The organism is Streptomyces sp. NPDC055189 (assembly GCF_053606765.1).
The window spans coordinates 1-25,880 of sequence record NZ_JBSGSG010000088.1; the positions used below are offsets into that span (position 1 = coordinate 1).

Sequence of the window (25,880 nt, forward strand, 5' to 3'; positions counted from 1 at the left end):
GGCTGAATCTTTCAGCCGTCCGGCGATTGAGGACGCCCCCGCGCAGCGGGTTTTCGGGAAGGGGCGGGGTTGGGGAAAGATCACGCTTTCCAGACGCCGGCCTCGGCATGCTCCCTGGCGAACTCACCGAAATCCCGCGCCGCCCGCCCCAGAACCTCCCGCACCCCCTCGGAGAGATACGCGTTGCGCCCGTCCAGATTCGTCTCGAAGAGTTCGACCAGGAACTCCCTCTCCTCCGCCGGCACCCCGAACTCCGCGAGCGCGGCCCCGTACTCCCGGGCGGAGACGGGAACGTACCGGATCTCACGCCCCGCAGCCGCCGAGACTTCGGCCACCGCGTCGCGGAACGACAGCAGCCGCGGACCCGAGACCTCCACGACCCGCCCCGCGTAACCCGAGCCGGGGCGCAGGACCGCCACCACCACGTCCCCGATGTCCCGCGAGTCGATGAACGGTTCGAGCACCTCCCCGGCAGGGAAGACCAGTTCACCGGCCCGCATGCCTTCGAGCAGCGGGCCCTCGCTCAGGTTCTGGGCGAACCAACTCGCCCGTACGACGGTCCAGTCCGCCCCGGACTCCCGCAGCGCCCGCTCGGCAGGCTCCGCCTGGTCCTCGCCCCGGGCGGACAGGAGCACGAGCCGCCGCACCCCGAGCGCCACCGCCTGCCGGGCCAGCGCGCCCACCGCCTCGCCCGCGCCGGGCGCGCCGACGTCCGGCTGATAGGCGAGGTAGGCGGCGTCCGCGCCGCGAAGGGCGTCCTCCCAGGTCGAGGGGTCGTACCAGTCGAACTTCACCGCCCCCGACCGCGAAGCGGCCCGCACCGTGTGTCCCGCCGCCTGCGCGGCCTCCGCGACCCGGCGCCCGGTCTTGCCGGAAGCACCCGTCACCAGCACTGTCATCTTCTGCGTCCGCGACGCGTTCTCTGTCATGCGTCCCAGTCAACTGCCGCCCGCCACAAGGAACCATCCGCCAGGGACTCACCCCCATACGCGTGCGTCTACTCTTCCGGCATGGACGTACTCGCAGGCTTGCTGGAGGGCCCCCGCGCGCGGGGAGCGTTCATGATCCGCGCGTGTTTCGACCCGCCCTGGTCCGTCCGTATCGCGGACGAAGCACCCCTCTCGGTCATGATCATGGTGCGCGGCACCGCCTGGATCGTGCCCGACAGCGGCGAACCCCAGCTGATCCGTCCCGGAGACGTCGCCGTCGCCCGCGGCCCCGACCACTACACCGTCGCCGACGAGCAGGACACGGCGCCCCGCGCCGAGATCCTCCCCGGCCAGCGCTGCGTGCCCCTGGACGGCACCCCGATCGGTCAGTACCAGGACCTCGGCCTGCGCACCTGGGGCGAATCGCTCGACGGCCGCGCCGAGATGCTGATCGGCACCTATCAGGCGCACGGCGAGATCACCGGGCGGCTCCTGGACGCGCTGCCCCCGCTCCTGGTCCTGCCCACCGAGGTGTGGGACTGCCCGCTCACCCCGCTGCTCGCCGACGAGATCGCCAAGGACGAGCCGGGACAGGACGTCGTGCTCGACCGGCTGCTCGACCTGCTGATGATCGCCACGCTGCGCGCCTGGTTCTCCAGGCCGGAGGCTGAGGCCCCCGCCTGGTACCGGGCGATGGGGGACCCGGTCGTCGGACAGGCGATCCGGCTGCTCCAGGACGACCCCGCGCACCCCTGGACGATCGCCGGGCTCGCCGCGAAGGCGGGCGTCTCGCGGGCCGCGCTCGCCCGGCGGTTCACGGAACTCGTGGGCGAGCCGCCGATGGCGTACCTGACGGGCTGGCGGCTCGCGCTCGCCGCCGACCTGCTGCGGGACAGCGGCCAGACCATTGCCGCGATCGCGCGCCGCGTCGGGTACGGCAGCGCGTTCGCCCTGTCCAGCGCCTTCAAGCGGGTGTACGGGGTCAGCCCGCAGGAGCACCGCTCGCGGGTCGCGTGACCGCCGGGCGGCGTAGCCTGGAAGGCGTGTCGTACGAAGCCGTCGAGTACGCGGAGCGGCCGTCCCGTGTCGCGGGCGCGGTGCTGTGGACCCGTACCGGCGGCGGTGCGGCAGGACCCGTCTACCCCGTCCTGCCCGACGGCTGCATGGACCTCCTGTGGACCGGGGGCAGGCTCATGGTGGCGGGCGCCGACACCCGCGCGTACCGCCCGGAGCCCGGGGTCGCCGCCCGGTATGTGGGGATGCGCTTCTACCCGGGCACCGCACCCGCCTTCCTCGGCGTGCCCGCCCATGAACTCCGCGACCGGCGCGTCGACCTGGCCGACCTGTGGCCGTCCGCCGAGGCCCGCCGGCTGACCGAGCGCATGGACGCCGCCCGCGATCCGGCAGCCGTCCTGGAGTCCGTCGCCCTCGCACGCGCGGGCGAGAGCGAGCCTCCCGACCCGCTGCTCGCGCACGTCGTGCAAGCCCTGGACGCGGGGCGGTCCATCGCGGCGACAGCCGAGGAGGCAGGCATCAACGCCCGCCTCCTGCACCGGCGTTCACTCGCCGCGTTCGGCTACGGACCCAAGACGCTGGCCCGTGTCCTGCGCCTGCAGCGCGCACTGGCCCTGGCCAGGGGAGGTCTTGCCTACGCGGAGACCGCGGCCGTCGCGGGCTTCGCCGACCAGGCCCATCTGGCACGTGACGTCAAGGAACTGACGGGGATGCCGCTGGGCGAGCTGCTCAGCCCCCGGCAGGCTTAGACAGCGGCGCGAACAGGTCCACGCCGTTCCCGTCGGGGTCGAGGACAGAGGCGTACCGCTGGCCCCAGAAGGCGTCCCACGGCTTGAGCTCACCGTGGTAACCGGCGCCGACCAGCTCTTCGTACGCCGCGTCCACGCCCGCCGGGGTTTCGCAGTGGAACGCGATCCCGATGCGTCCCGGGCTCTGCGGCGGCTCCCAGTTCTCGACGAAGGAGCGGATGGTCGCCTCCGTGTCGAAGGCGATGCGCAGACCGCCGGGGAGCGCCGCCTCGACGTGCGGCTGGTCCTCGGAACCCGCGGGAAATTCCAGGCCGAGGCGGCGGTAGAAGGCGAGGGTCGCCGCCATGTCGGAGACGACCAGGCCGATGAGATCGAAGCGGGGTGTGATGTTCGTGTTCATGCTGCCGAGCGTAGGCAGTCGCCCCCGGCCCGTCTTGAAGAAAACGGACGCCGCGCCACTCCTTGCCGCCGCCCGCGCACAGTCGTACATGTGGGCATAAAGGGCAAGCACGGGGACGAGGGGAGTTGACCGCCATGTCCGCCACGCCCACGCCGACCACGCCGGCCTCGCTCGGCAAACACCCGGTCAGTCCGGTCAGTCCGGTCATTCTGGAGGGGCAGTACGACACCGGCCTTTCCCGCTGGCTCTGGCTGGTGAAATGGCTGCTCGCGATCCCGCACTACGTCGTCCTGCTCTTCCTGTGGATCGGCTTCGTGCTCATCACCTTCGTCGCGTTCTTCGCGGTCCTGTTCACCGGCCGCTATCCACGGCTCCTCTTCGACTACAACGTCGGTGTGCTGCGCTGGAGTTGGCGCGTCGAGTACTACGCGTACGGATCGCTTGCCACCGACCGCTATCCGCCCTTCGCCCTGGCCGACGTCGCCGACTACCCGGCCCACCTGGACATCGCCTACCCCGAGCACCTCTCCCGTGGACTCGTCCTCGTCAAGAGCTGGCTCCTTGTCGTTCCGCAGCTCATCGTGGCCGCGCTGATGGCGGGCGGCTACCGCTTCAACGGCGGCCTCACCGGACTCCTCGCCTTCTACGCGGGCGTCACCCTGCTCTTCACCGGCCGCTACCCCCGTGGCATGTACGACCTCAACATGGGCCTGCACCGCTGGGTCGCGCGCGTCCTGGCCTACGGCCTGCTGCTCACGGACGTCTATCCGCCGTACAGGCTCGACCAGGGCGAGCGCGAACCCCTCGTCTGACCGGCCAGGCCCGTCAGTCGGCCTCCCGGCGCGAGAAGGTGAGGGAGAACTCCGCCGGAGCGGCGTGGAGTTCGTACCGCGGCAGGACCCCGGGGCCGCAGGACTGTGAGCCGATGCCCTGCTGGCCGTGGTCGAGATGGACCCACACCGTCTCGCCGGGGGTGAGGTCCGTGCGGTGCGTCGCCGCGTCCAGCTGCTCGGTGGTCCAGCGCCGTGCGGTGAACCAGAAGGCGGGGTCCCCGACCACCCGCACCCCTTCGCCGGTGAATCCCGCCCGCAGCTCGGCCCAGCGGACGTCCGCGCGAGCGCCGTTCTCCTGGGGGCGCACGTACGGGGTCTGCATCCGGTCGACGTGCTCGTTCCAGGTGCCGATGCGGGACGACGCCGCCGTGTCCGGATAGGCCTCACCGTGCCCGCCGCCGAACCAGTACGCGTGCCCGTACGCGGCCGGCAGTCCGAGCCGGATGCCGAGCCGGGGCAGCGGCACCGTCCACTCGCCCTCGGGCCGCACGGACACCGTCAGGCGCAGCCCGGTGGCGTCGGACGTCCAGCGGTAGACGGTACGCAGGCCGATGTTGCGCGAGGCGGGCGCGACGCGGGTGCGGACGGTGAGTGCGTCGTCGGTCAACTCGACGGCATCGAGGCGGTGTTGCATCCGGTGCAGGCCGAGCTCGCGCCACAGCAGGCCGTTGCGCCGCCCGCCCTGCCAGGACGCCCCGTTGTCGTTGTCGGTGGGCGCCCGCCAGATGTCCAGGCGCGGAGCGCCGGAAAGGGGGATGCCGCTCAGCGTGTGCAGCTCGCCGGTGCGGGCGTCGAAGGTGCCGGGGCCCAGGGTGATGAAGTCGCCTTCGCGCACAGGCTGTTCACCGGAAGCGGCGTGGACGGCGGGACGCGGTGTGACGGCGAACTCGGCTCGCGCGACGCCGTGATCCAGCTTGGTCCAGTTCGTCTCGACGCCCACCAGGGCCGAGAGGTGCAGGAAGGTCTCGGCGTCGCGGCTCGCGGGCGGCGGGTCCGGGAGCTTCAGTTCGACGGACTCGCCGGGTCCGAGCTCCGGCGGCACGGGCAGGTCTCCTGCCTCGTACGCCGCTTCGTCATCGCTGAGGTACACCCATTCGAAGGACAGGTGGGACAGGTCCGCGAAGTCGTGCAGATTGGTGACCCTGACCGTCCCCGCGCCCTTGTCGTACGCGAAACGCACCGGCTGGATGACCCGCTTGTACGTGTCGAGCCCCGGTGACGGCATCCGGTCGGGGAAGACCAGGCCGTCGCAGACGAAGTTCCCGTCGTGCAGTTCCTCGCCGAAGTCGCCGCCGTAGGCATACCCGAGCTCCGGGTGCTCGATGCCGTGGTCGATCCACTCCCAGATGAAGCCGCCCTGGTTGCGCTCGTGCGCCTCGAACAGCTCCTGGTACTCGCTCAGGCCGCCGGGGCCGTTGCCCATCGCGTGCCCGTACTCGCAAAGGATGAAGGGGAGTTGGCGGCGTGCCTGCGGTCCGCCCGTGTCCTCGCGCCGGCCGATGCGCTCGACCTCGGGGTGGTCGGCGTACATGCGCGAGTACATGTCGGTGTACGCGCAGGACGGGTCGCCCTCGTAGTGGATGAGGCGGCCGGTGTCCCGTGCGCGGATCCAGCCGGCCATGGCGGCCAGGCCCCGGCCCGTCCCGCACTCGTTGCCAAGCGACCAGATGATCACCGAGGCGTGGTTCTTGTCGCGCTCGACCATGCGGGCCGCGCGGTCCAGGAGCGCGGGCGTCCAGCGGTCGTCGTCGACCGGGTTGTCGCGCCACTCCTGCTCGGTGAAGCCGTGGGTCTCCAGGTCGCACTCGTCGATGACCCACAGGCCCAGCTCGTCGCAGAGGTCGAGGAAGGCGGGGTGCGGCGGATAGTGGCTGGTGCGGACCGCGTTGATGTTGTACTGCTTCATCAGGAGGACGTCGGTACGCATGGTGGCGGGGTCGAGAGCGCGGCCCGTCCGCGGATGGAACTCGTGCCGGTTCACGCCGCGGAACAGGATCCGGCGGCCGTTGACCTTGATGAGCCCGTCCTCGACGGCCACCGTACGGAAGCCGATCCGCAGCGGGACGCGCTCGCCCGCCGTGGCCAGGACCCCGTCGTACAGGCGTGGCGTCTCGGCGGTCCAGGGCTCGACGGGCACCGTCACGGACTCACCCGTGGCGACATCGACCCCGAGCTCGGGCACGGTCACCCGGCCGTCCACGTCCGATTCGACCCGCAGTGTCCCGGTCCCGGCCCGGTGGTCGTACGAGGCGTGCGTGAAGAAGTCGGGCACGCAGCCCTCGGGGCGGTGCAGCAGGGTCACGTCGCGGAAGATGCCCGGCAGCCACCACTGGTCCTGGTCCTCCAGGTAGGAACCGGACGACCACTGGTGGACGCGGACCGCGAGGACGTTGCCCGACGGCCTCAGCAGGTGGCCGACCGCGAACTCGTGCGGGAGGCGTGAGCCCTTGAACTCGCCGAGCTCCGTGCCGTTCAGCCAGACGCGGGCGCAGGACTCGACGCCGTCGAAGCGCAGTGTGCCGCCGCCGGTCGCGGGCCAGTCGTCCGGCAGGTCGAAGGTGCGCAGGTGGTCGCCGGTCGGGTTCTCGGTCGGCACGCGGGGCGGGTCGACCGGGAAGGGGTAGACCATGTTCGTGTAGACGGGCGCGCCGTGCCCCTGCAACACCCAGTGGCCGGGTACCGCCACGGTGTCCCACCCCCCGGCGTCATAGCCGTCCGAGGCGAAGGAGTCGTCGGCGGTGTCGGCGGCGGGGGAGAGCCGGAAGCGCCAACTGCCGTTCAGGGAGAGGGAGACGGCATCCGATCGCGCGTACCACGCGCGGGGCGGGAGGCTGCCGGTGCCGGGGGATACGTCCTCAAAGTAGGGGAGCTCCATGGCCTCCATCAGACAGCGGGGAGCCGGGACGTCACAACACTCGCACGGCGGGGGTTGTTGGATTCTCTGCGGCGGAGTTGGACGAATGGTGCGCGGGGTGCGGATTTCGTCGTACCTCTCCGCCTCGCCGGATGTTATCCGTCGGGGGATGGCGCATCAGGCGCGATATCGGTAGCTTGCGGAGGCGTGACCACCGACCAGCAGCAGAAGCGACAGCCCGTTCCGTCGTCCCCGCCCCTGCCCGCCACGCTCCCGCAGACCGACCGCACCCGCCACAGCCGCCTGCGCGAGCAGGGCAGCCTGGAGCGCGCCGACCTCGAAGCGATCCTGGACGCGGGGTTCATCTGCCACCTGGGCGTCGTCGTCGACGGACACCCCCGGGTGCTGCCCACCGTCTACGGCCGTGACGACACCCGGCTGTATCTGCACGGCTCGGTCGCCAGCCGCAGCCTGGCCGCCGACCCCGCCGCGACGATCTGCGTCACCGTCACCCACGTGGACGGCCTGATCCTGGCCCGCTCGGTCTTCGAGCACGGCGTCAACTACCGCAGCGCGATGATCCACGGCGTCCCGCGCAAGGTCACGGACCCGGACGAGAAGCTGACGGGCCTGCGCCTGCTCACCGAGCACGCGACCCCCGGCCAGTGGGACTACGCCCGGCGCCCCGGGCGCAAGGAACTCGCCGCGACGACGCTGCTCGCCCTCTCCCTGGAGGAGGCGTCGGTCAAGATCAGCGCGGGCCCGCCGGACGACGGCGAGGGCCCGGACGCCGCTCTGGGCATCTGGGCCGGAAACCTTCCCCTGACCGCCGGTTGGGGCACCCCCGTCGCCGACCCGCTGCTCCCGCCCGGCATCGCGGTACCGCCGCACATCGCCGCGCGCTCCGGGACGCGGCAGGGCTGAGCCGGGACGCGGCACGGCTGAGCCGGGTCAGGGCCGCACGGCGCCGGTGGCGCCGCACCCTACTGGAGCTTCAGGTCCCCCGAGAGGACACGGCGGGCCACTGTTTCGAGCGGCACCCCCATGGCGAACGCCCGCGCCTTGATCAGCGCGAGGGCGTCACCGACCGAACTGCCCGCCTGCTCGGACAGCATGCCGGAGGCCTGGTGGACCTCGGCACGCATGTCCGCGCCGCCGTAGAGCCCGGGATCCGCGTCGGGCCCTATCAGTACTCCGTCCGCAAGCGCGGCGGCGATCTCGCGGAATTTTCCCGCCCTGGCGAGAGCCGGCGGGGGGTCGAAGACGGTGAGCACCCCTATGCAGTCCGACAACACGTTCAGCGGCAGCGCCGCGACCGAACGCAGGCCGAGGGCGGCGAGGCCGGAGCCGTAACCCGGCCAGCGCCTCTCCAGGGAAGCGCCCGACGCGTACACCGCCCGCCGGTGACGGGCGGCGTCGCGGCCGGGGCCCGCGGTCAGGACGTACTCCAGATCCTGGGCGCCGCGCGAGGGCCGGTCCGACGCGGCGACCGCGAGCTGGCTCAGATCGGCCCCGATGAGCGTGAGCGCCGCACTGTCCGTGCCGCAGGCCTCAGCGACCCCCGCCATGAAGAGAGGAGGGACGTCATCGCCTCCGTTCTCCGTCTCCGTCAACCGGAGGGCGTACGCCTGCTGGAGGCGGGCCGTGGTGAGATGGCGCTCCGCGACGGCGCGGTGCCGCAGCGCCATCGCCGAATGGAACTCGCGGCCGGTCTCCGCGAAGAGCTGCTCATGGCGCTCCGCGTTCCTCGTCTCCTGCGCGGCGCGTTCGCCGGCCCGGACGGCACGCGCCCAAGCGGTGCCGGACCGGCCGCCCGCCCCCGGCGAACTGCCCTCCATGGCGCTCATCCCACCAGCCTACGACTTATCGGGTCAGCTGCCGCCGGAGTCGGCGACATCTTCCATCAGGAGGACAACGCCTCCGTTGTGTCCGTCGAACGGAGAGCAGATGACCGAACAGTCGATGTTCCGACCGATCCGGTTCACCGCGGGGATGACCACCGGGCCCGACCGCTTGCCCGACGCGACGCACTGCTGGATGACGTCGCGCAGGCGGTCGGTGGGCAGCCCGAAGTCCAGGGCGAAGAACTGCTCGTCCAGCACCTCGTCCGGGCGCAGTCCCCACAGGTCCACGGCGCCCTTGTTCCAGTTCTTGGCGCGCATGTCCGCGGAGAGCACCACCACGCCCGCCGCGATGCTGCTCACCACGCCTTCCAGGAAGGCGTGCGCCTCGTCCAGGTCCGTGGTGCGAAGCCGCATCTCGTCGTTCATCGTCTCGAGCTCTTCATTGCCCGACTGGAGCTCTTCGTTGGTGGTCTCCAGCTCCTCGTTCGTGGACTGGAGCTCCTCGTTGGTCGTCTCCAGCTCCTCGATGCTCGACTGGAGTTCCTCGTTGGTGGTCTCCAGCTCCTCGTTCGTCGACTGGAGCTCCTCGTACGCCGTCTCCAGGTCCTCACGCACGCGCTTGACCTCGGCCTTCAGGCGCGTGGACTGCGTGACGTCCATGAACGTGACGTTGATGGCGACCGGCAGACCGGGCCCGCCGGGGCCGCCCAGGATCGGCTGGATGTCGATGTCGAAGTACTGCAGGTCGTTGCCGAGGCGGCGCTCGGCGCCGCGCACGTGCATCGGCCGGCGTTCGTAGATGGCCTGGTCGATCAGGGAGCGGAGCTCGGCGGGCCGGTAGGAGATCTCCAGGTCCTGGAAGGGCCGGCCCACGTCGTTGGGCGTGAGGCCGAACTGGGAGCGCGCCCCGTGGTTGACCAGGATCACGATTCCGTTGGCATCCAGGGCGATGCTCGCCCCCGGGGTCGAGTCGAGGACCAGGTCACGCAGCTGTCCCGCCTGCGTGGCCTGCTGCCTTTCCAGGGCCACGTTGGCCCTGGCCTTCAGCGGGGTCGTCGCGGGATACGGCGGCGCGCTGCCGCCGGGGCGGCGGCGGAAGACGCGCTGGCGGATACTGATCGCCTCGAAGCGCTCGGTGTCGTTCAGGAGCATCTCGGCCTTGCCGAGGAAGAGATAGCCCCCCTCGCGCAGGGCGAAGTGGAAGCGGTCCAGGATCTGGGTCTGCGCCTCGACGTTGAAGTACATCAGCGTGTTGCGGCAGACGAGCAGGTCGAGACGGGAGATCGGGGCGTCACGGGTGATGTCATGACGGCCGAAGATGACACGGCGCCGCAGGTCCGTCCTAAAGGCGTACTGCGTGCCGTTGCGCTCGAAGTACTTGTCGCGCAGTTCCTTGGAGAGCGGCGCCAGGTTCTTCGCGGGGTACTGGCCCGAGCGGGCGTCACGCAGCGCTTCCTCGTCCACGTCCGTGGCGTAGATCTTGACGCGGTTCACGCACTCCTCGATGCCGATCGCCTCGGCGAGCATCATGGCCAGCGAGTAGGCCTCCTCGCCGCTGGAGCAGCCCGCGCTCCAGACCCGGATCTCCGACGTCGGGCCGACGGCATCGAGCAGTTCGGGCAGCACCTCGCGCCGCAGGAGGCCCCAGGCGTCCGGGTCGCGGAACACGGAGGTGACATTGATCAGGATCGTGTTGAACAGGGCACGGAACTCGTCCGCGTCGGTCTCCAGGAGGTCGCGGTAGTCCGCGTACCCCTGCGTGCCGACGTCTCCCATCCGCTTGCGGATGCGACGGCCGAGGGTGGAGCGTTTGTAGCCGGTGAAGTCGAAGCCGCGCGCGTCGCGGATGAAGGCGAGGAGATCCTCCAGGCCCTGGTCGACGAGCCCGTCGGGCTGCGACTCGCGCTCCGGCTCACCCTCCCGCGCCCGCTCCGTCTGCTGCTCCTGCTCTACTTCACTCACCCGTTCCGCTTCGCGCACCTGATCCGCCTCACTCACCGGCTCCGGACGCCCCTGCGCCCCCGGTTCCGCGCCTTGCTCTGCCCCGGCGCCGGACGACTCACCCATCACTGCCTCTTGTCCTCGACAAGGCCGCGGATGGCCGCGGCGATTTCCTCGATACGGAGCACGAAATCCACGGCTCCGGTTTGCACCGCAGCCGAGGGCATCCCCGCGAACTGCGCACTCTGCGGGTCCTCGGCGATCACGGTGCCGCCCCGCGACTTGACCGCCTCCACGCCCATCGCGCCGTCCATGCCGGTGCCGGTGATCACACAGGCGATGGCCCGCGGTCCGTACGCTCCGGCCACCGACTCGAACAGCAGGTCGGCGGAGGGGCGCACGAAGTGCACGAGCTTACTGTTCGACAGCGTGAGGATGCCCTCCGGCCCCACCAGGAGGTGCCGGTCGGGCGGCGCCAGATACACGGTCCCCGGCTCGACACTCTCCTGATGCCGGGCCAGCTTCACGGTGAGTTCCGTGCGCCGGGTGAGGACCTCCGCGAGGAGCGTGCGGTGACGGGGATCGAGATGCTGGACCACGAGCACGGGAACGGGCAGGTCGGGGCTGAGCGCGCCCAGGATCGAGCCGAGACCCTGGATGCCTCCGGCGGACGAGGCGACGGCCACGATGGCGAACGGCCCCGGTGCGTGCTCTTCCGACCTCACACTGTCGAGCCTAGTCGTTACGGAGCCCGTCGGACCTCGGCGCAGGGGAGCGCACTTTGCCTTGTCGCGGCTCGGGGCGTCTGGTTTACTCCGCCCGCCAGAACGCCTGGACGAACGCCCGCAGCGTCAACTCACCGGCGGAGGTCGCCATGGACATCACCCGCAGACGCCTGTTGTCCGCCCTGTCGGCCGCCGGTCTCCTGGCGGTGATCCCCGCGCTGCCGGTGAGCGCCGCCGGTGCCGCGGCGGACAGCGCCCGCCTCCTGGCCAACACCGTGGGGATCTTCGCGGGGACCACCGGGTCCAACGCGCGCCCCGAGACGGCCGTCAAGCTCGCCGCGATCGAGAAGACCGCACGGACGAACCTGAAGTCGATGGACGACGCGGGCGAGGGCGAGCTCTTCGCGGGCCTGGTGCTCGGCACGGACGAGACCAACCTCAACACGGCCTTCAAGCGGCTGTACGAGATCGCCCTCGCGACCCGCGCCCCCGGCCCCGCATCGTCGGACCTCTACGGCGACACCGCCGTGCAGCGCCGCGTGATCGACGGCCTCGGATGGCTGCACGAGCGCTACTACGGAGATCAGTCCAAGGGCTACTACGGCAACTGGTTCCACTGGGAGATCGGCATCTCCCAGCACGTCAGCAAGACCCTCGCCCTGCTCGTGGACGAGGTGCGGACCTACAAGCCGGACCTCATCGCCACCTATGTCGCCTCGATGGACGCCTATCTGCGCAACGGCACCGACGGTGACGTGAACCTCGACTCGCGCTTCCACACCGGCGCCAACCTCGCCGACATCACCACCAACCGCATCCTGCAGGGCGCGCTCGTGGGCACGGGCGGTGAGGCCCGCATCCGCAAGGCCCTCACCGACCAGCTGACGGTCTTCGTCACCATCGACCCCTACCGCCTGCGGCACGGCGTGACGGACGGCTATTACGCCGACGGCTCGTTCATACAGCACGCCTCCGTCGCCTACACGGGCTCGTACGGGAAGGGCCTGCTCACCAGGGTCGTGCAGACACTCAAGATCCTCGACGGCACGGGCTTCGCGCACGGCGAGGAGCTGGTGCCGACGGTGCGCAGGTGGGTGCGCGACGGATTCGCGCCGCTCATCTTCGAGGGCTGGATGATGGAGATCGTCAAGGGGCGTGCGGTGTCGCGCCCCGACAGCGGCTACACCGACGTGGGGGTCGTCGTCGAGGCCGTCGTGGACCTCTCGTCCCTCTCCACGGGCGCCGACGCCACCGCCCTGAAGAGCTACGTGAAGCACATCAGGGCGACCTCGCGCGCCGCGCTCAACCCGGCGGGCTTCGTCTCGCCGGTCAGCATCGTGCACTACGCCGACATCATCGGCGACGCCTCCGTGCCGCCCGCCGACCTGAACCCCGCCTCGCGCAGCGTCGCCTTCAACGCCATGGACAAGCACGTCCACCGCAGGGAGGGCTATGCCTTCGCGCTCGCGCGCAACTCCGACCGGATCAGCAAGTACGAGTACATGAGCGGCGAGAACCTCATGCCGTGGTTCCAGGGCGACGGCGCGTACTACCTCTACCTCTCGGGGCAGGACCAGACGCAGGCGTACGGAGTCGACTACTTCACCACGGTCTCGCCGTACGGCCTCGCGGGCGTCACCGCGCCGGTCGAGCAGCGCCGGACCGTCCCCGAGCTCTACGGGAAGCCGTTCTACGACAACCCCGGCCACCCCCTGAACTTCACCTCCTCCTCCGAGTCGCAGAACAAGTACGTCTACTTCCCGCGCGGCACCAACCGGCACTCCGGGGGTGCCGTCCTCGGGGCGTACGGCGCCGTCGGGGCCGTGCAGTCAAGCGATGTCGCCTTCCGCGACCGTGAGTTGCTGCCGGACGACTTCGTGGTCTACCGGGGTGCGACGGCGACGAAGTCGTGGTTCCTGCTCGACGAGGAGATCGTGGTGCTCGCCGCCGGGGTGGGCGACGGTGCGGGGCGTGCCGTGACGACGACGGTCGACGCGCGCACCGCGGCCCCGGCCGACCAGGTCTCGGTGACGGGGGAGCTGCGTGACGGCCGCCCGTGGACCGGCGCGGGCACGGGCGATCTGCGGTGGCTGCGCTGGGCCAACGCCACGCGGCAGGCGTCCGTCGGCTACGTCTTCCTGGACACCCCGGAGGTGCGGGTCGCCCTGGACGAGGTCACCCGCAGCCGCCGTGTCGTGCGCACCGCGAACCCGGACACCGCGGTGACGCGCAGGGTCCTCGGCGTGAGCGTGGACCGGGCGGCCGGAGCCAAGCCCGTCTCGCTGGCCTACGCGCTGGTGCCGAACGCGGACGAGGCGGGCCTGAGGGCGTACCGGGGCGGGCAGCCGCTGAAGGTCCTGGCGAACACGGTGCGTTTGCAGGCCGTCAGCCACGCGGGCCTCGGCCTGACCGCCGCGAACAGTTTCACGTCGGGGCGCCACGAAGTCGCAGGGCTGCGGATCGAGGGTCCCGCCTCGGTGCTCGTGCGGCGCGAGAAGCGCGGCCCGGTCACCGTGGCGGTGTCCGATCCGACGATGGACCGCGACAGGATCACCGTGCTGCTCCGCGGCCGCTTCCTGCGGGAGGTCACGGCCGACGAGGGAGTGCGCGTGAGCCGGGCCCGCGGCGGGACCCGGATCGACGTCAACACCCGCCACGCGTACGGACGGAGCTTCACGGTGACGCTGCGCGGTTAGGCGCTTGTGCGGGAGACCCCGCCCGGTCAGGTCTCGTCGACGGTGACGGCCTGCACCGGGCAGGCCCGCACGGCCTCGCGCACCAGGGGGTCGCCGCCGCCGTCCTCGCGGCCGGGGAGCACCTCGCTGAAGCCGTCGTCGTCCTGGGTGAAGACGCCCGGAGCGGTGAGCGCGCACATCCCCGCACCCACGCACCGCTCCTGTTCCACATGGATACGCATGATCGACTCCTACCAGGTGACGGGGAGTTCGAGCATCCCCTGGATCGTGTCGCCGGGTTTGAAAGGGATCTCCCGCGCGGGCACCGCGAGGCGCAGCCGGGGCATCCGCCCGAAGAGCGTCCGCAGGGCAATGTCGATCTCGGCGCGGGCGAGGTTCTGGCCCAGGCACTGGTGGATGCCGAAGCCGAAGGCGAGGTGATGGCGGTCGGTGCGGTGGAAGTCCAGCTCCTCCGGTGTCTCGTAGGCCGTGGAGTCGCGGTTGATGAGGGAGGTGGAGAAGATGACGCCGTCGTCCGCGCGAATGGTGCTGCCCGCGACATCGATGTCTTCCTTCGCCACCCGCAGCATTCCGTCCGCGATGGACAGGAAGCGCAGCAGCTCCTCGACCGCGGCGGGCATCAGCTCCTGCTCGGCGCGCAGTTCGGCCAGCTGCTCCGGGTGCTGCAGGAGCGTGAACGTACCGAGGGAGATCATGTTCGCCGTGGTCTCGTGCCCCGCGACGAGCAGGATCGTCGCCAGGCTGACCAGTTCCTCGCGGTCGAGCGCACCCTCGGAGAGCTGCCGCTGGATGAGTTCGTCCAGGAGCCCGTCGCCAGGATCCCGGCGCTTGCGCTCGATCAACGCGTAGAAGTACGCGTCCAGTTCGTCCCGCGCCCGTTCGGTGTCCTCGGCGCGCGGGCCGCGCAGCAGCCGGCGGGACTGCTCCTCGAAGAATTCGTGGTCGGCGTAGGGCACGCCCAGGAGGGCGCAGATCACCATGGACGGAACCGGCAGCGCGAACGCCTCGACGAGCTCGGCCGGTGACCCCTTCGCCTCCATGGCGCCCAGGAGCCGGTCGACGGTCTCCTGGATCCGCGGGCGCAGGGCGGCGATCCGTTTGACCGAGAAGCTGGGGATCAGCATCCGGCGCTGGGCGTTGTGCACGGGGTCGTCGACGCCGAGCAGGGCGACGCGGCGGTTGCGCACCTTCGCGAAGCGCTCGGTCGGCGCGGGGAACGCCTCGTTCTCCCGGTCGGTGGACAGGCGCGGGTCGATGAGCAGGTCACGGGCCGTCCCCCGGCCGGTGACCACCCAGACGGAACGTCCGTCGAAGAGCCGGACCCGGGAGAGCGGCCGCGCCTCGCGGAGGGGTTCGTACGCCGTCGGCGGGTGATAGGGGCAGGTGCGGTCCTGCGGGAAGGCGACTGGGTCGGAGGCGACTGGTTCGGAGGCGGCTGCCGAGATCGGTTCGGACGCGACTGATTCCGTCATGGACTTACCTCACAAGCGGAGGGGCTCCCTTTACCTCTCCCATTGGATGCCTGGGGCATCTACTTGGTCCACTCCACAATGAGCCAGATGGCGGCCCTTTCGGCGCCCGTTTCTGGCCGGAATCGCACCGTCCGCTCAACCTTCCCGCGTCCGCGGCCCCGGCCGGGCTCCACTGCGCACCGCGCGCGGCGTCGCTCCCCACCAGCGGCGGCAGCAGCGGTTGAGGGCCGACTGTTCGGAGAGGCCGAGGAGCAGGGCGACCTGGCCGAGCGGCAGGTCGGTTTCGGTGAGGTAGCGGCGGGCGGCGTCGCGGCGCTCCTCGTCGACGACCTCGGCGAACGTCGTGCCCGTGGCGCGCAGCCGGCGCTGGAGGGTCCGCGGGTGGAGGTTCAGGAGACCGGCGACCGTGCCGATCCCGGGCGGCGAGGTGCCGAGCGACCGCCCGACGACCGCGCGCACGTCGCTGACGATGTCCGTCCGCTCCGCGGGCAGTTGCTCGTCCAGGTACGCGAGCGCGAGGCGGCGCAGGTGCGCGTTGGCGCCGCCGAGCGGCCGGTCGGCCAGGCTGAGCGGGACCCGCAGCAGGGCGGCGGGCCGGTCCGCCTTCACGGGGACGCCGAAGAAGTCCTCGTACACCGGCAGCGGAGCGAGCAGCGGATGCGGCAGCTCGACCGAGCCGAGGCCGTAGGGCCCGACCAGATAGAGGATCGCCCGGTGCATGAACCCCAGGGAGAGGTCGATGCCCTGGGGCGGCGCCTCGACGCCCTCGCGCACGCCGTAGCGCAGGGCGCCGACCCCCGGAGTGCCGTACGGATCGGGCTCCAGGCTGAGGCTGAGCGATCGCGCGTGCACGAACAGATAGCGCGTGGTGCACTCCATCGCGTCCCCGAGGGTCTCGGAGTTCTGAATGGCGAGCGCCAGGGCGCCGAGCATGCCCAGATCCTGCCGTGCGGCGATGCGAAGGCCGAGATCCGGGCAGCCGAGATCGTCCGCGGCCAGCTCCAGTACCGTGGCCATCGCCTCCTCGGGCACCAGGAGGTCGTCCGCGTCGAGCGCCGCCGCGGGGCAGCCCGCCTGGCGGGCATAGGCCTCGGCGTCACCGCCGAGCTCCGCCACCGTGGCGCGGAAACCGCGCAGTCCCGCCGATCTGATCACGGACATGTCGTCCAGGGTCAAAGATCTGTCGTCCCGGGTCAATTCCTGCCGGGTGTGGTTCCGGACACTGAAGGAATGACGCACTCCGCAGACGCGCACTCCGCAGACACGCACTCCGCAGACTCAGGCACCACCGCCACCGGCGCTCCCGCCGAGCACATCGACGTCGTGATCGTGGGCGCCGGGCTCTCCGGCGTCGGGGCCGCCTACCGGCTGCAGACCGAGTGCCCGGGGCGCTCGTACGCGATCGTCGAGGCGCGCCAGTCCATGGGCGGAACCTGGGACCTCTTCCGCTACCCGGGTGTGCGCTCGGACTCCGACATGTTCACCCTCGGCTACCCCTTCAAGCCCTGGCGCGGCTCGAAGGTGCTCGCCGACGGCCGGTCCATCCTGAGCTACATCAAGGACACGGCCGAGGAGTTCGGCATCGACCGCCGCATCCGCTACGGCACCAAGGTCGTCGGCGCCGACTGGTCGACCGCGACGGCGCGCTGGACGCTGACCCTCGAACGCACCGACGAGCACGGCAGCCGCACCCGGTCCACCGTCACCTGCGACTTCCTCTACTCCTGCGCGGGCTACTACAACTACGACCAGGGACACGCCCCCGAGTTCGAAGGCGCCGACTCCTTCACCGGAACGGTCGTGCACCCGCAGTTCTGGCCCGATGACCTGGACCACACGGGCAAGCGCGTGATCGTCATCGGCAGCGGCGCCACCGCCGTCACGCTGGTCCCCGCGATGGCGCGGAGCGCCGCGCACGTCACCATGCTGCAGCGCAGCCCCACCTGGATCGGTTCGCTGCCCTCGCGCGACAAACTCGCCGACGGCATCCGCGCCGTCCTGCCCGCGAACGCGGCCCACCGGGTCGTGCGGACGAAGAACATCCTCTTCGCCATCGGCCTCTACCAGTTCTGCAGGCGCAGCCCCAAGGCCGCGCGGCGCCTGCTCACCGGCCTCAACAAGCGCATCGTCAAGGACGACCGGCTGGTCGCCGACCACTTCACCCCCTCGTACGACCCGTGGGACCAGCGGCTGTGCGCGATGCCCGACGCGGACCTCTTCAAGGTCCTGAAGACGGGCGAGGCCGAGGTCGTCACCGATCACATCGACCGCTTCGTCCCCGAGGGCATCCGGCTGAAGTCGGGGCGCGTCATCGAGGCCGACGTGGTCGTGACCGCCACCGGACTCCAACTGCTCGCCTTCGGCGGCATCGCTCCGAGCGTCGACGGCCGGCCGGTCGCGCTGAACGAACAGTTCGTGTGGCGCGGCGCGATGATGACGGGCGTCCCCAACTTCGCCGTCTGCATCGGCTACACCAACGCGTCCTGGACACTGCGCGCCGACCTCACATCGCGCCTCGTGTGCAAGGTGCTCAACCACATGCGCGAGCACGACTACGCGGCGGTGGAACCGCGCCCGACGAGCACCCTCAACGAACGCCCGCTGCTCGACCTGGCATCCGGATACGTCCAGCGCTCCATCGACGCCTTCCCCCGGCAGGGCGACCGCAGCCCCTGGAAGGTCCGGCAGAACTACGTGCTCGACGCCGCGTCGACGATGCGCACCAACCTGCGCAAGACGCTGGCGCCCACTCCGGTGTCCGCGGTGCGCCGGGCCCGTGCGGAGGCGGCCGACGAGTCCGCCACGGGGCAGTCCGCGACCGCTGCCGGGCAGTCCGTGACCGCCGCGCGAAAATAGTTGGCGCTCCGTCCGGGCCCGGAGCTAGGGTTGCTTCCGTTCCTCCGGCGGCCGTTTCGGCTGCCGGTGCCGGTTGAGTGTGATCCAGGAGGTGTGACTGATGGCTGTCGTCGCGATGGGCGCTGCCCGCATCCAGAAGTCCGTTCATTCCACCTCCGTGGCCGCCGGCTGACACTCGATCTCTTTCCCGCGCACCAGCGTGCGCGGATGCCGGGGCCACCCCTGTGAAGGGTCACCCTTGTCTTCCTCTGCATCCCTGCAGGCTTTCTCCTCTCCGTCCCCGAACACCCTCGCGCCCTACGGCTGGGACGCGGACCGGGAGGCCGAGTTCACCCCGTACGCGGCTCAGGGCCTGCTGCCCGGCCGTGTCCTGCGCGTCGACCGCGGGCAGTGCGACATCGTCACCCCCGAGGGCGTCATCCGCGCCGACACCGAGTTCGTCGTTCCGCACGATCCGCTGAAGGTCGTGTGCACGGGGGACTGGGCCGCCGTCGACCCCGACGGCGGTGATCCGCGCTACGTGCGCACGCTCCTGCCGCGCCGTACCGCCTTCGTGCGCTCCACCTCCTCCAAGCGGTCCGAGGGGCAGATCCTCGCGGCCAACGTCGACCACGCGATCATCGCGGTCTCGCTCGCCGTCGAGCTCGACCTCGGCCGGATCGAGCGGTTCCTCGCCCTGGCCTGGGAGTCCGGCGCCCAGCCGCTCGTCGTCCTCACCAAGGCCGACCTGGTCCCGGACGCCACGGGCCTGTCCTACCTCGTCGAGGACGTGGAGACGACGGCACCCGGCGTCCAGGTGCTCCCGGTCAGCGCCGCCACCGGGGAGGGCGTCGACGTCCTGTGCGCCGTCGTCGCCGGTGGCACGTCCGTCCTGCTCGGCCAGTCAGGAGCGGGCAAGTCGACCCTGGCCAACGCCCTGATCGGCGAGGACGTCCAGCACGTCAACGCCGCCCGTGACGTGGACGGCAAGGGCCGTCACACCACGACGACCCGCAACCTCCTCGTGCTCCCCGCCGGTGGCGTCCTCATCGATACGCCGGGGCTGCGCGGAGTCGGTCTGTTCGACGCGGAGTCGGGCGTCGGCCAGGTCTTCTCCGAGATCGAGGAGCTGGCGGCCGACTGCCGTTTCCACGACTGCGCCCACACCGCCGAGCCCGGCTGTGCGGTACTCGCGGCCGTGGCGGACGGCACGCTCCCGGACCGCCGCCTGGAGAGCTACCGCAAGCTGATCCGCGAGAACCAGCGCATCGTCGCCAAGACGGACGCGAGGCTCCGCGCGGACATGCGACGCGAGTGGAAGCTGCGGGGCGCGGAGGGGAAGGCGGCCATGGAGGCCAAGCGGGGCCGGTTCCGCTAGCCGCGGCAGGGCAGCGTTGCGGAGGTGCTCCGGTACTCCGGTGCCTCCGCAACGTGGTGTCCGAATTCCGCCAGCCGAAGGACCGGCGGGGCCGCACACTGGAAACGTGATCGATGAAGAGACCGGGTACGAGGCGGTTCGCAGCCGCGACGCACGCTTCGACGGAGAGTTCTTCTTCGCCGTCGAGACCACCGGCATCTACTGCCGGCCCAGCTGCCCCGCCGTCACCCCGAAGCGCCAGAACGTCCGCTACTACACGACGGCGGCAGCCGCCCAGGGCTCCGGATTCCGGGCCTGCAGGCGCTGCCGCCCGGACGCCGTGCCGGGGTCCGCGGAGTGGAACGTGCGCGCGGACGTGGTGGGCCGCGCCATGCGCATGATCGGTGACGGTGTCGTCGACCGGGAGGGCGTCCCCGGTCTCGCCGTACGGCTCGGCTACAGCTCCCGGCAGGTGCAGCGGCAGCTCACCGCCGAGCTCGGGGCGGGGCCGGTCGCCCTCGCGCGGGCCCAACGGGCGCACACCGCGCGGGTGTTGCTCCAGACCACGGGGCTGCCGATCACGGAGATCGCGTTCGCCGCGGGGTTTGCCAGCGTGCGGCAGTTCAACGACACGATCCGGGCGGTGTACGCCCTCACGCCCACCGCGCTGCGGGCCGCCGCGCCGCGTGGCGGGGGCGCGGGGCGGGCGACGCCGACGGCCGGGGTGCCGCTGCGACTCGCCTACCGGGGGGCCTACGACGCCGGCGCCGTCTTCGACCTGCTCTCCGACGAGGCCGTCGCCGGGGTCGAGCAGGTGAGCGGGGATCCGGGCGGGCGGACGTACCGTCGTACGCTGCGGCTGCCGTACGGCACCGGGATCGTGGCCGTCGAGGAGAGTGACCACGGGGTCGGCGGGTGGCTGGACGCCCGGCTCCACCTGACCGACCTCCGTGACCTCACGACCGCCGTGCAGCGGTTGCGGCGGCTCTTCGACCTCGACGCGGATCCGTACGCCGTGGACGAGCGGCTCGGTGCCGATCCGCGGCTCGCCCCGCTGGTCGCGGCCCGGCCCGGTCTGCGGTCGCCCGGGGCCGCGGATCCCGATGAGTTCGCGGTGCGGGTGCTTGTGGGGCGGGAGGCGGCTTCGCTGCTGGTGGAGCGGTACGGGAAGGCGCTGGACGCGCCGTGCGGCTCCCTCACCCATGTCTTCCCCGAGCCCGGCGCGCTTGCCGGTGAGCCGGGGCCCCTGGGGGAGCTTGCCGCCGCGCTTGCCGATGGGCGGGTACGGCTTGATGCGGGGGCGGATCGGGAGGATGCGGGGGCGGGGCTGTCGGGTCTGGCGGGTGTTGATGCGGGTGCGGTGGCGCTGATCCGGATGCGGGCGTTGGGGGACCCTGATGTGGGGTTGCCCGGGCTTGATGTGCCCGAGGGGTGGCGGCCGTGGCGGTCGTACGGGGTGCGGCATCTGCTGACGGCGGGGTAGGAACACTTTCCCCAACCCCGCCCCTTCCCGAAAACCCGCTGCGCGGGGGCGTCCTCAAACGCCGGACGGGCTGAAAATTTCAGCCCGTCATGGGGGTCCCCCCTGCTCTTTAAGAGCTTGGGGGAGTTTGAGGACGAACTCGGCGGAGCCGGTGATGACGTCCGCCAAGGCGACTGATTACTGCTCCAGCCCCCAGCTATGGATCCGCCGAGGATGGATCCGGATCAGCTCCTCGCTGAAGTGAGGGCCCAACTCATGCGGCCCCGTGAGGAGTTCCGCGTCCCCCCGGATATCGACACCCCGCACCTTCCACGGCCGCTCACTCACGATGTCGTCCACGACCAGCGACACCTTCGGATTCTTCTGGAGGTTGCGCCATTTCTTGGTGGTCCCAAGTGCGTAACCACCGATCAGGATCGTCCCGTCGTCCTGCGGGAAGAACCCGACGGGATTCGCCTGTGGCTGGCCCGTTGCGTCGACGCTCGCCATCCTGCCCAGACGCTGGGACTTCAGGTACGCCCGCTCGGCCTCGCTGAATTCGGTCATGGCGCGAGCCTCGCACGCGTACCCCGTCCACGCATCGGACCCATCGCCCCGGGGGCGTCAGGCGGGCAGGCCCCAGCGCGGCGCCTCCTCGTTCGGCTCGACCGGAGCGATCCGCAGGTCGGGCCTGTCGCCCTTGGCCGTCACGAGCGCCGACTCGCCGCGCCGGAGGGCGATCCGCACCACGCCCTCGCCCACGTCCTCGTACGAAAGAGGCCGCCCCCGCCCGTCCCGCACATCGACCGCCCCCGCGATCCCGTGCCGCACGACACAAGGCGCCCCCGCCTCGCTCGCCAGCCGCACCCACCGGGTCACCCCGCCCTCCCGCACCGCGCTCAGCAGGAACGCCCCCTGCGTACGGAAGTTGTGCACCGCGAGGTCCGCCCACGCCGACGGCAGTGCGGGGAAGACGCGGATGACGTCGCCCCAGGACTGGCAGACCATGTCGTGCAGGGACTGCGCGGCGGAGAGCGGGGTCTCGATGACCGGGCCCGACTCCTTGTACATGGTGTTGGGCTGGATGAAGCGGGACATCAGCTACCCGAGGTACTTCAGGGCGTCCTCGCCCTTGCCGAGCAGCGCGGACATCGAGGCGGCACCGGTGAACGTATAGCCCTGCAGGGCGCCTTCGAAGCCGACCCAGTGGGCCAGGGACTTCTCGATGAGGGCGCGTTCGTCCGCGGTGCGGCCCGTCACCTCGTACAGCGGGTAGACCGCGAGCATGTGGGAGTAGTGGCGGTGCGACTTCGCGAAGGGGATGTCCGCGCCGATCATGTAGCCGTTCGCGTCGGTCGGGTATGCCGTCAGTCTGCCCAGCACATCCCGCCAGCGCGGGGCCAACTTGTCGTCCGCTCCGAGGAGTTCCGCAGTGTCGAGAAGCGTGCGGCAGCCCCACTTCAGCAGCATCAAGTCGTAGTTGCAGTCCCGTGAGTTGCCGCCGTACTCGGGGGAGTAGGTCGCCGGGAGGTGCAGTTTGCCGTCCGTGCCCGGCTCCAGGAAGTGCAGGTAGTAGTTGACCGCCTTGCGCAGGAGGGGGAACAGGACGTCGCGCAGGATCGACTCGTCCATCGTGTGACGGTAGGTCAGCCAGACGTTGTGCAGCGCCCAGGTGAGGTTGCCGACCTCGGGGGTCGGCGGGTCCTGGCCGGGGATGCCGACTCCGTAGCCGCCGTCCGTGACCGACGCGCCGTTCACCAGGGACGGGTCCGTGGTGCGGGGGATGCCGAGGGAGTCGGCGCGGTAGGGGGCCGCCATCTCCTTGGTGAGGTTGGACCGGAACTCGCTCAACGCGCGGGTGACGGCGTCGAGTTCGATGTGGTTGGAGCCGTGGATCAGCCAGTACTCCAGCTGCACGTTCAGGTTCCACCAGGTGTTGGGCCAGGGCGTCGGCTCCAGCCAGGGGCCGCAGGTCGCCATCACCGGGGCGTCGCGGCGGGCGGCGGCCGCGGTCTTGTAGAGCTGGATCCAGTAGAAGCGCTGCATCCGGGCGTCGGGCAGCGACAGGAAGCTCTTGCGGTAGTACGCGTGCCACCACGCGCGGTGCGAGACCGCGAGCCCGTCGTACGGGAGAGCCGCCGCGCCCCGCACCGCGCGCACCGCACGGTCGCGGGCCGTGGACTTCGGATGCGAGTGCGCCACGTTCACGTACAGCGTTCGTGCGCCGCCCCGCGTCCGCTCCCGCCACGCGGTGACGTGCTGCCCGCCGGCGAGCAGCGGCTGTACGGCGGCCGTGACGCCGTCGTACTCCTTCACCTCGGCGGGCGGGTTGGCCCCGTATCCCTCCGGCAGCGGTTTGAACGCGGCGCGCGGGCTGATCGCCTCCGCGGGGTGGAAAACCCAGCGGAAGCCGCGCTCGCCCGCACTGGGGGTGACCTCGACGGCCAGGACGGAGCGCGTGTTGTGCACCTGCGCGCGGAGCTTCAGGGTGCCCTTGTCCGTGGTGAGGGTGCCGGTCAGCTCGGCGTCGCGCAGCCGCAGCCGCCAGTCGATGCCGGTGATCCTGCCGACGGGCTCCAGGGTGAAGTGGCCGATCGGGAGGCGCGCGAGGCCGAAGAGGGAGCCGAACTCGGGGCGGTGGTCCTGCACCTCGGAGTGCTGGATGTTGAAGCGCAGGGCCGTGGGTTCGCCGCCCGGCTGCGTACTCGGTTCCGCGTAGATACCCGAGCCGAGGAAGCCGTTGCCGAGGTAAGGGCCCTCGTACCAGGTCTTCGGCAGTTTCTGCCAGACCAGATCGGCGTCGTCGAGGACGGAGCGCCAGGGGTCGCCCGGTGTGCTGACGTCCACGGCCTTCCGGGGCGCGGCGGTGGCCTGTGCGGGCAGGCCACCGGCCAGCAGCGCGCCGCCGACCGCCGATCCGGTGGCGAGCACGGTCCTTCTGGACGGTCTTGGCATCGCGTCTCCCCAGTCAGCAAGTCGAGCCAGCGATTCATCGGAGCTTTGCCCTGCTGAAAGCTAGAGAGGGTGCGGCAGCGAGTCAATGAGTCGGGATAGATCCGATGGGGGTACATGTACGTGAACGCTGCTCGGGGTCTCAACCCCAGATCACGGCCCCCAGCCACGCCCCCGCGATGACCAGGCACGCGAACAGTTCCGTCAGGACGCTCCAGCCGCCCGCCCGCATGGCCGTCCGCGTCGCCGTCGCCGCCTCCCCGTGCCCGCCGAGCCGCAGTCGCTCGCCCAGGTAAATCCCTCCGATGAACCCCGGAAGTGACCCGATCACCGGCACCACGCAGAACCCCACCAGGGCCCCGGCCCCCGCGTACACGGCCGTCCGGCGCGTGGCGCCGCTCTCCCTGAAGCGCCGCGGAGGCAGCAGCCAGCGCACGCCCTGTGCCACGAGGAGCACGACGGACGCGCCGACCAGGACCCACCAGGACATCGGCTCCGGGTCCTGCAGCGCCCACCACAGCACCGCGGCCCACACCAGCCACGGCCCCGGCACGCCGGGCACAAGTACTCCGCCGATGCCGAGCAGCAGCACCACTCCCACCAGCAGGAGTTCCCACGCTCCCATCTGTCAAGGGTGCCGGAACCAGGACAAAACCGCAGGTCGCACGTCAGCCCGACCTGGGTTTCAGCGCGCCACCCAGCCCCGTTCGTACGCATGCCACCCCAGCTGCAACCGGGTCGTCACGCCCGTCAGCTCCATCAGGCGCTTGACCCGGCGCTGCACCGTCCGCAGCCCCAGATCGAGCTGTTTGGCGACGCTCGCGTCCGTCAGGCCCGCGAGCAGCAGCGAAAGGATCTCCAGGTCGGCGCCGTCGGGCCCGTCGGGGGCGTCCTCGGTGACCGAGCGGCCGCTCTCGCCGAGCCGCAGCGGCAGCGCGTCGCGCCACACCGCCTCGAAGAGCCCGGACAGTGATTCGAGCAGGCCGCTGGCGTGCACCACGAGCGCGGCGGGCTCCGCCCTGCGCGAGGTCAGCGGCACCATCGCAAGGGAGCCGTCGGCGATCACCAGCTTGGTCGGGACGCGGTCCACGACGCGCACCTGTTCGTTGCGGCCGATCGCCGTCGACAGTTCGAGGAGGCCGGTGGGGAGCGCGAGCACGGAGCGTTCGACCACCACGCGGTAGCTGACGCCACGGCCCGCGGCCTGCTCCTCCGCGTTGTTCTCCATGCCGGTGATCGCCACGGGGTTGCCGGTCACCAGGGCACACACCTCGGTGCTCGCGCCCAGCTGGAGCTGGAGGAAGCGCTGCGACACCGCGCCCGCGCCGGTCACCACCTCGACCAGATCGTGCACCGCGGGCTCGGCGGCCTGCGCGCGGTACTCCTCGGCGAGCAGCTTCGCCGCGAGCTCCGCCTTCTCCAGCTCGTGCCGCTGCTGGGTCAGGAGCGCGCCGAGCGCGACACCCGGCGGAGCCGCCACCCACCGGCCCGCCTTGCCGGACGCCTGGGCCGCGAGTCCCGCCAGCTCCAGGCGGCGCAGCGCACGCACCGTCTCCGGCTCGCCCAGCGAGAGCCGCCGCGCGAGATCGGGCACGTCGGCGGCGCCCACCGCCACAAGCGCGCGGTACGCCGACTCGTGCGTCTCGTCCAGACCTATCGCAGCCAGCATGCGGCGACCGTCCCTCCCCAGGATGCGTTCCGACGGCGCCCTGGCGGAAAAGAGCCACGGCGTAAACCCGCCCCGGGACATCATCCCCGCACCCCCCGCCTCTCTGCCAAGGTGACGCCACCGCAGCACCAACGGCAGCCGCGAATAC

General features: G+C 71.1%; 20 protein-coding genes and 1 pseudogene. 8 read left to right on the forward strand and 13 right to left on the reverse strand.

All coding sequences use genetic code 11. The features are described from left to right. Positions 1 to 80: 80 nt before the first annotated feature. Complete coding sequence (locus ACWFR3_RS38345) at positions 81 to 929, reverse strand: NmrA family NAD(P)-binding protein (protein WP_453739323.1); 849 nt, start codon at positions 927 to 929, stop codon at positions 81 to 83. An 81-nt stretch (positions 930 to 1,010) separates the two neighbouring features. Here ACWFR3_RS38345 and ACWFR3_RS38350 point away from each other — a divergent pair, with 81 nt between their 5' ends. Further along, positions 1,011 to 1,946 (forward strand): AraC family transcriptional regulator, encoded by a 936-nt coding sequence (locus ACWFR3_RS38350; protein WP_453739324.1) that lies wholly within the window; start codon positions 1,011 to 1,013, stop codon positions 1,944 to 1,946. 26 nt (positions 1,947 to 1,972) lie between these two features. Further along, positions 1,973 to 2,692, forward strand: a complete 720-nt coding sequence (locus ACWFR3_RS38355; protein WP_453739325.1) for a helix-turn-helix domain-containing protein — start codon at positions 1,973 to 1,975, stop codon at positions 2,690 to 2,692. Here the strand turns inward: ACWFR3_RS38355 and ACWFR3_RS38360 are convergent. After that, positions 2,673 to 3,092, reverse strand: a complete 420-nt coding sequence (locus tag ACWFR3_RS38360; RefSeq protein ID WP_453739326.1) for a VOC family protein — start codon at positions 3,090 to 3,092, stop codon at positions 2,673 to 2,675. The genes ACWFR3_RS38355 and ACWFR3_RS38360 overlap by 20 nt on opposite strands. Positions 3,093 to 3,226: 134 nt before the next feature. On the opposite strand from ACWFR3_RS38360, the gene ACWFR3_RS38365 reads away from it, so the two are divergent. After that, on the forward strand, positions 3,227 to 3,904 hold the full coding sequence (locus ACWFR3_RS38365; protein ID WP_453739327.1) for a DUF4389 domain-containing protein: 678 nt from the start codon (positions 3,227 to 3,229) through the stop codon (positions 3,902 to 3,904). 13 nt (positions 3,905 to 3,917) lie between these two features. Here the strand turns inward: ACWFR3_RS38365 and ACWFR3_RS38370 are convergent, their stop codons facing one another. Continuing rightward, positions 3,918 to 6,800, reverse strand: a complete 2,883-nt coding sequence (locus ACWFR3_RS38370) for a glycoside hydrolase family 2 TIM barrel-domain containing protein (RefSeq protein WP_453739328.1) — start codon at positions 6,798 to 6,800, stop codon at positions 3,918 to 3,920. Between the two features lie 186 nt (positions 6,801 to 6,986). Here ACWFR3_RS38370 and ACWFR3_RS38375 point away from each other — a divergent pair, with 186 nt between their 5' ends. Then, positions 6,987 to 7,703, forward strand: coding sequence for a pyridoxamine 5'-phosphate oxidase family protein (locus tag ACWFR3_RS38375; RefSeq protein ID WP_453739329.1), 717 nt, complete (start codon positions 6,987 to 6,989; stop codon positions 7,701 to 7,703). A gap of 59 nt (positions 7,704 to 7,762) precedes the next feature. Here the strand turns inward: ACWFR3_RS38375 and ACWFR3_RS38380 are convergent, their stop codons facing one another. From ACWFR3_RS38380 to ACWFR3_RS38390, 3 genes are all read right to left on the reverse strand, one after another. Further along, positions 7,763 to 8,626: a GAF and ANTAR domain-containing protein gene (locus ACWFR3_RS38380; protein ID WP_453739330.1), complete on the reverse strand. Its 864-nt coding sequence runs from the start codon at positions 8,624 to 8,626 to the stop codon at positions 7,763 to 7,765. Positions 8,627 to 8,650: 24 nt separating this feature from the next. After that, positions 8,651 to 10,585 (reverse strand): CheR family methyltransferase, encoded by a 1,935-nt coding sequence (locus ACWFR3_RS38385; protein WP_453739331.1) that lies wholly within the window; start codon positions 10,583 to 10,585, stop codon positions 8,651 to 8,653. Positions 10,586 to 10,689: 104 nt separating this feature from the next. Continuing rightward, positions 10,690 to 11,289, reverse strand: a complete 600-nt coding sequence (locus ACWFR3_RS38390; RefSeq protein WP_453739332.1) for a chemotaxis protein CheB — start codon at positions 11,287 to 11,289, stop codon at positions 10,690 to 10,692. 149 nt (positions 11,290 to 11,438) lie between these two features. Between ACWFR3_RS38390 and ACWFR3_RS38395 the strand changes: the two genes are divergently transcribed. After that, positions 11,439 to 13,985 (forward strand): polysaccharide lyase family 8 super-sandwich domain-containing protein, encoded by a 2,547-nt coding sequence (locus ACWFR3_RS38395; protein ID WP_453739333.1) that lies wholly within the window; start codon positions 11,439 to 11,441, stop codon positions 13,983 to 13,985. Between the two features lie 26 nt (positions 13,986 to 14,011). On the opposite strand, the gene ACWFR3_RS38400 is transcribed toward ACWFR3_RS38395, so the two are convergent. The 3 genes from ACWFR3_RS38400 to ACWFR3_RS38410 all read right to left on the reverse strand — a co-directional run bounded on the left by ACWFR3_RS38400 (position 14,012) and on the right by ACWFR3_RS38410 (position 16,618). Next, positions 14,012 to 14,206, reverse strand: coding sequence for a ferredoxin (locus ACWFR3_RS38400; RefSeq protein ID WP_453739334.1), 195 nt, complete (start codon positions 14,204 to 14,206; stop codon positions 14,012 to 14,014). A 9-nt stretch (positions 14,207 to 14,215) separates the two neighbouring features. After that, positions 14,216 to 15,457: a cytochrome P450 gene (locus ACWFR3_RS38405; RefSeq protein WP_453739335.1), complete on the reverse strand. Its 1,242-nt coding sequence runs from the start codon at positions 15,455 to 15,457 to the stop codon at positions 14,216 to 14,218. A gap of 135 nt (positions 15,458 to 15,592) precedes the next feature. Then, on the reverse strand, positions 15,593 to 16,618 hold the full coding sequence (locus ACWFR3_RS38410) for an AraC family transcriptional regulator ligand-binding domain-containing protein (RefSeq protein ID WP_453739336.1): 1,026 nt from the start codon (positions 16,616 to 16,618) through the stop codon (positions 15,593 to 15,595). Between the two features lie 69 nt (positions 16,619 to 16,687). On the opposite strand from ACWFR3_RS38410, the gene ACWFR3_RS38415 reads away from it, so the two are divergent. The 3 genes from ACWFR3_RS38415 (at position 16,688) to ACWFR3_RS38425 (ending at position 21,132) form a co-directional block, all read left to right on the forward strand. Then, positions 16,688 to 18,313 carry a flavin-containing monooxygenase gene (locus tag ACWFR3_RS38415; protein WP_453739337.1) on the forward strand — a complete coding sequence of 542 codons (1,626 nt, stop codon included), beginning with the start codon at positions 16,688 to 16,690 and terminating at the stop codon, positions 18,311 to 18,313. Between the two features lie 238 nt (positions 18,314 to 18,551). After that, a complete protein-coding gene (rsgA, locus tag ACWFR3_RS38420) occupies positions 18,552 to 19,670 on the forward strand; it encodes a ribosome small subunit-dependent GTPase A (RefSeq protein ID WP_453739338.1) in 1,119 nt (372 codons plus the stop codon). Between the two features lie 109 nt (positions 19,671 to 19,779). Beyond that, positions 19,780 to 21,132 carry a bifunctional transcriptional activator/DNA repair enzyme AdaA gene (locus ACWFR3_RS38425; RefSeq protein ID WP_453739350.1) on the forward strand — a complete coding sequence of 451 codons (1,353 nt, stop codon included), beginning with the start codon at positions 19,780 to 19,782 and terminating at the stop codon, positions 21,130 to 21,132. 177 nt (positions 21,133 to 21,309) lie between these two features. Here the strand turns inward: ACWFR3_RS38425 and ACWFR3_RS38430 are convergent, their stop codons facing one another. The 4 genes and pseudogenes from ACWFR3_RS38430 to ACWFR3_RS38445 all read right to left on the reverse strand — a co-directional run bounded on the left by ACWFR3_RS38430 (position 21,310) and on the right by ACWFR3_RS38445 (position 25,732). Continuing rightward, complete coding sequence (locus ACWFR3_RS38430) at positions 21,310 to 21,678, reverse strand: PPOX class F420-dependent oxidoreductase (protein WP_453739339.1); 369 nt, start codon at positions 21,676 to 21,678, stop codon at positions 21,310 to 21,312. Between the two features lie 57 nt (positions 21,679 to 21,735). Then, positions 21,736 to 24,066: pseudogene (locus ACWFR3_RS38435) on the reverse strand (glycosyl hydrolase family 95 catalytic domain-containing protein). Between the two features lie 139 nt (positions 24,067 to 24,205). Then, positions 24,206 to 24,688 (reverse strand): DUF456 domain-containing protein, encoded by a 483-nt coding sequence (locus ACWFR3_RS38440; protein WP_453739340.1) that lies wholly within the window; start codon positions 24,686 to 24,688, stop codon positions 24,206 to 24,208. Positions 24,689 to 24,748: 60 nt separating this feature from the next. After that, positions 24,749 to 25,732, reverse strand: coding sequence for a helix-turn-helix transcriptional regulator (locus tag ACWFR3_RS38445; protein WP_453739341.1), 984 nt, complete (start codon positions 25,730 to 25,732; stop codon positions 24,749 to 24,751). Between the last annotated feature and the right edge of the window lie 148 nt (positions 25,733 to 25,880).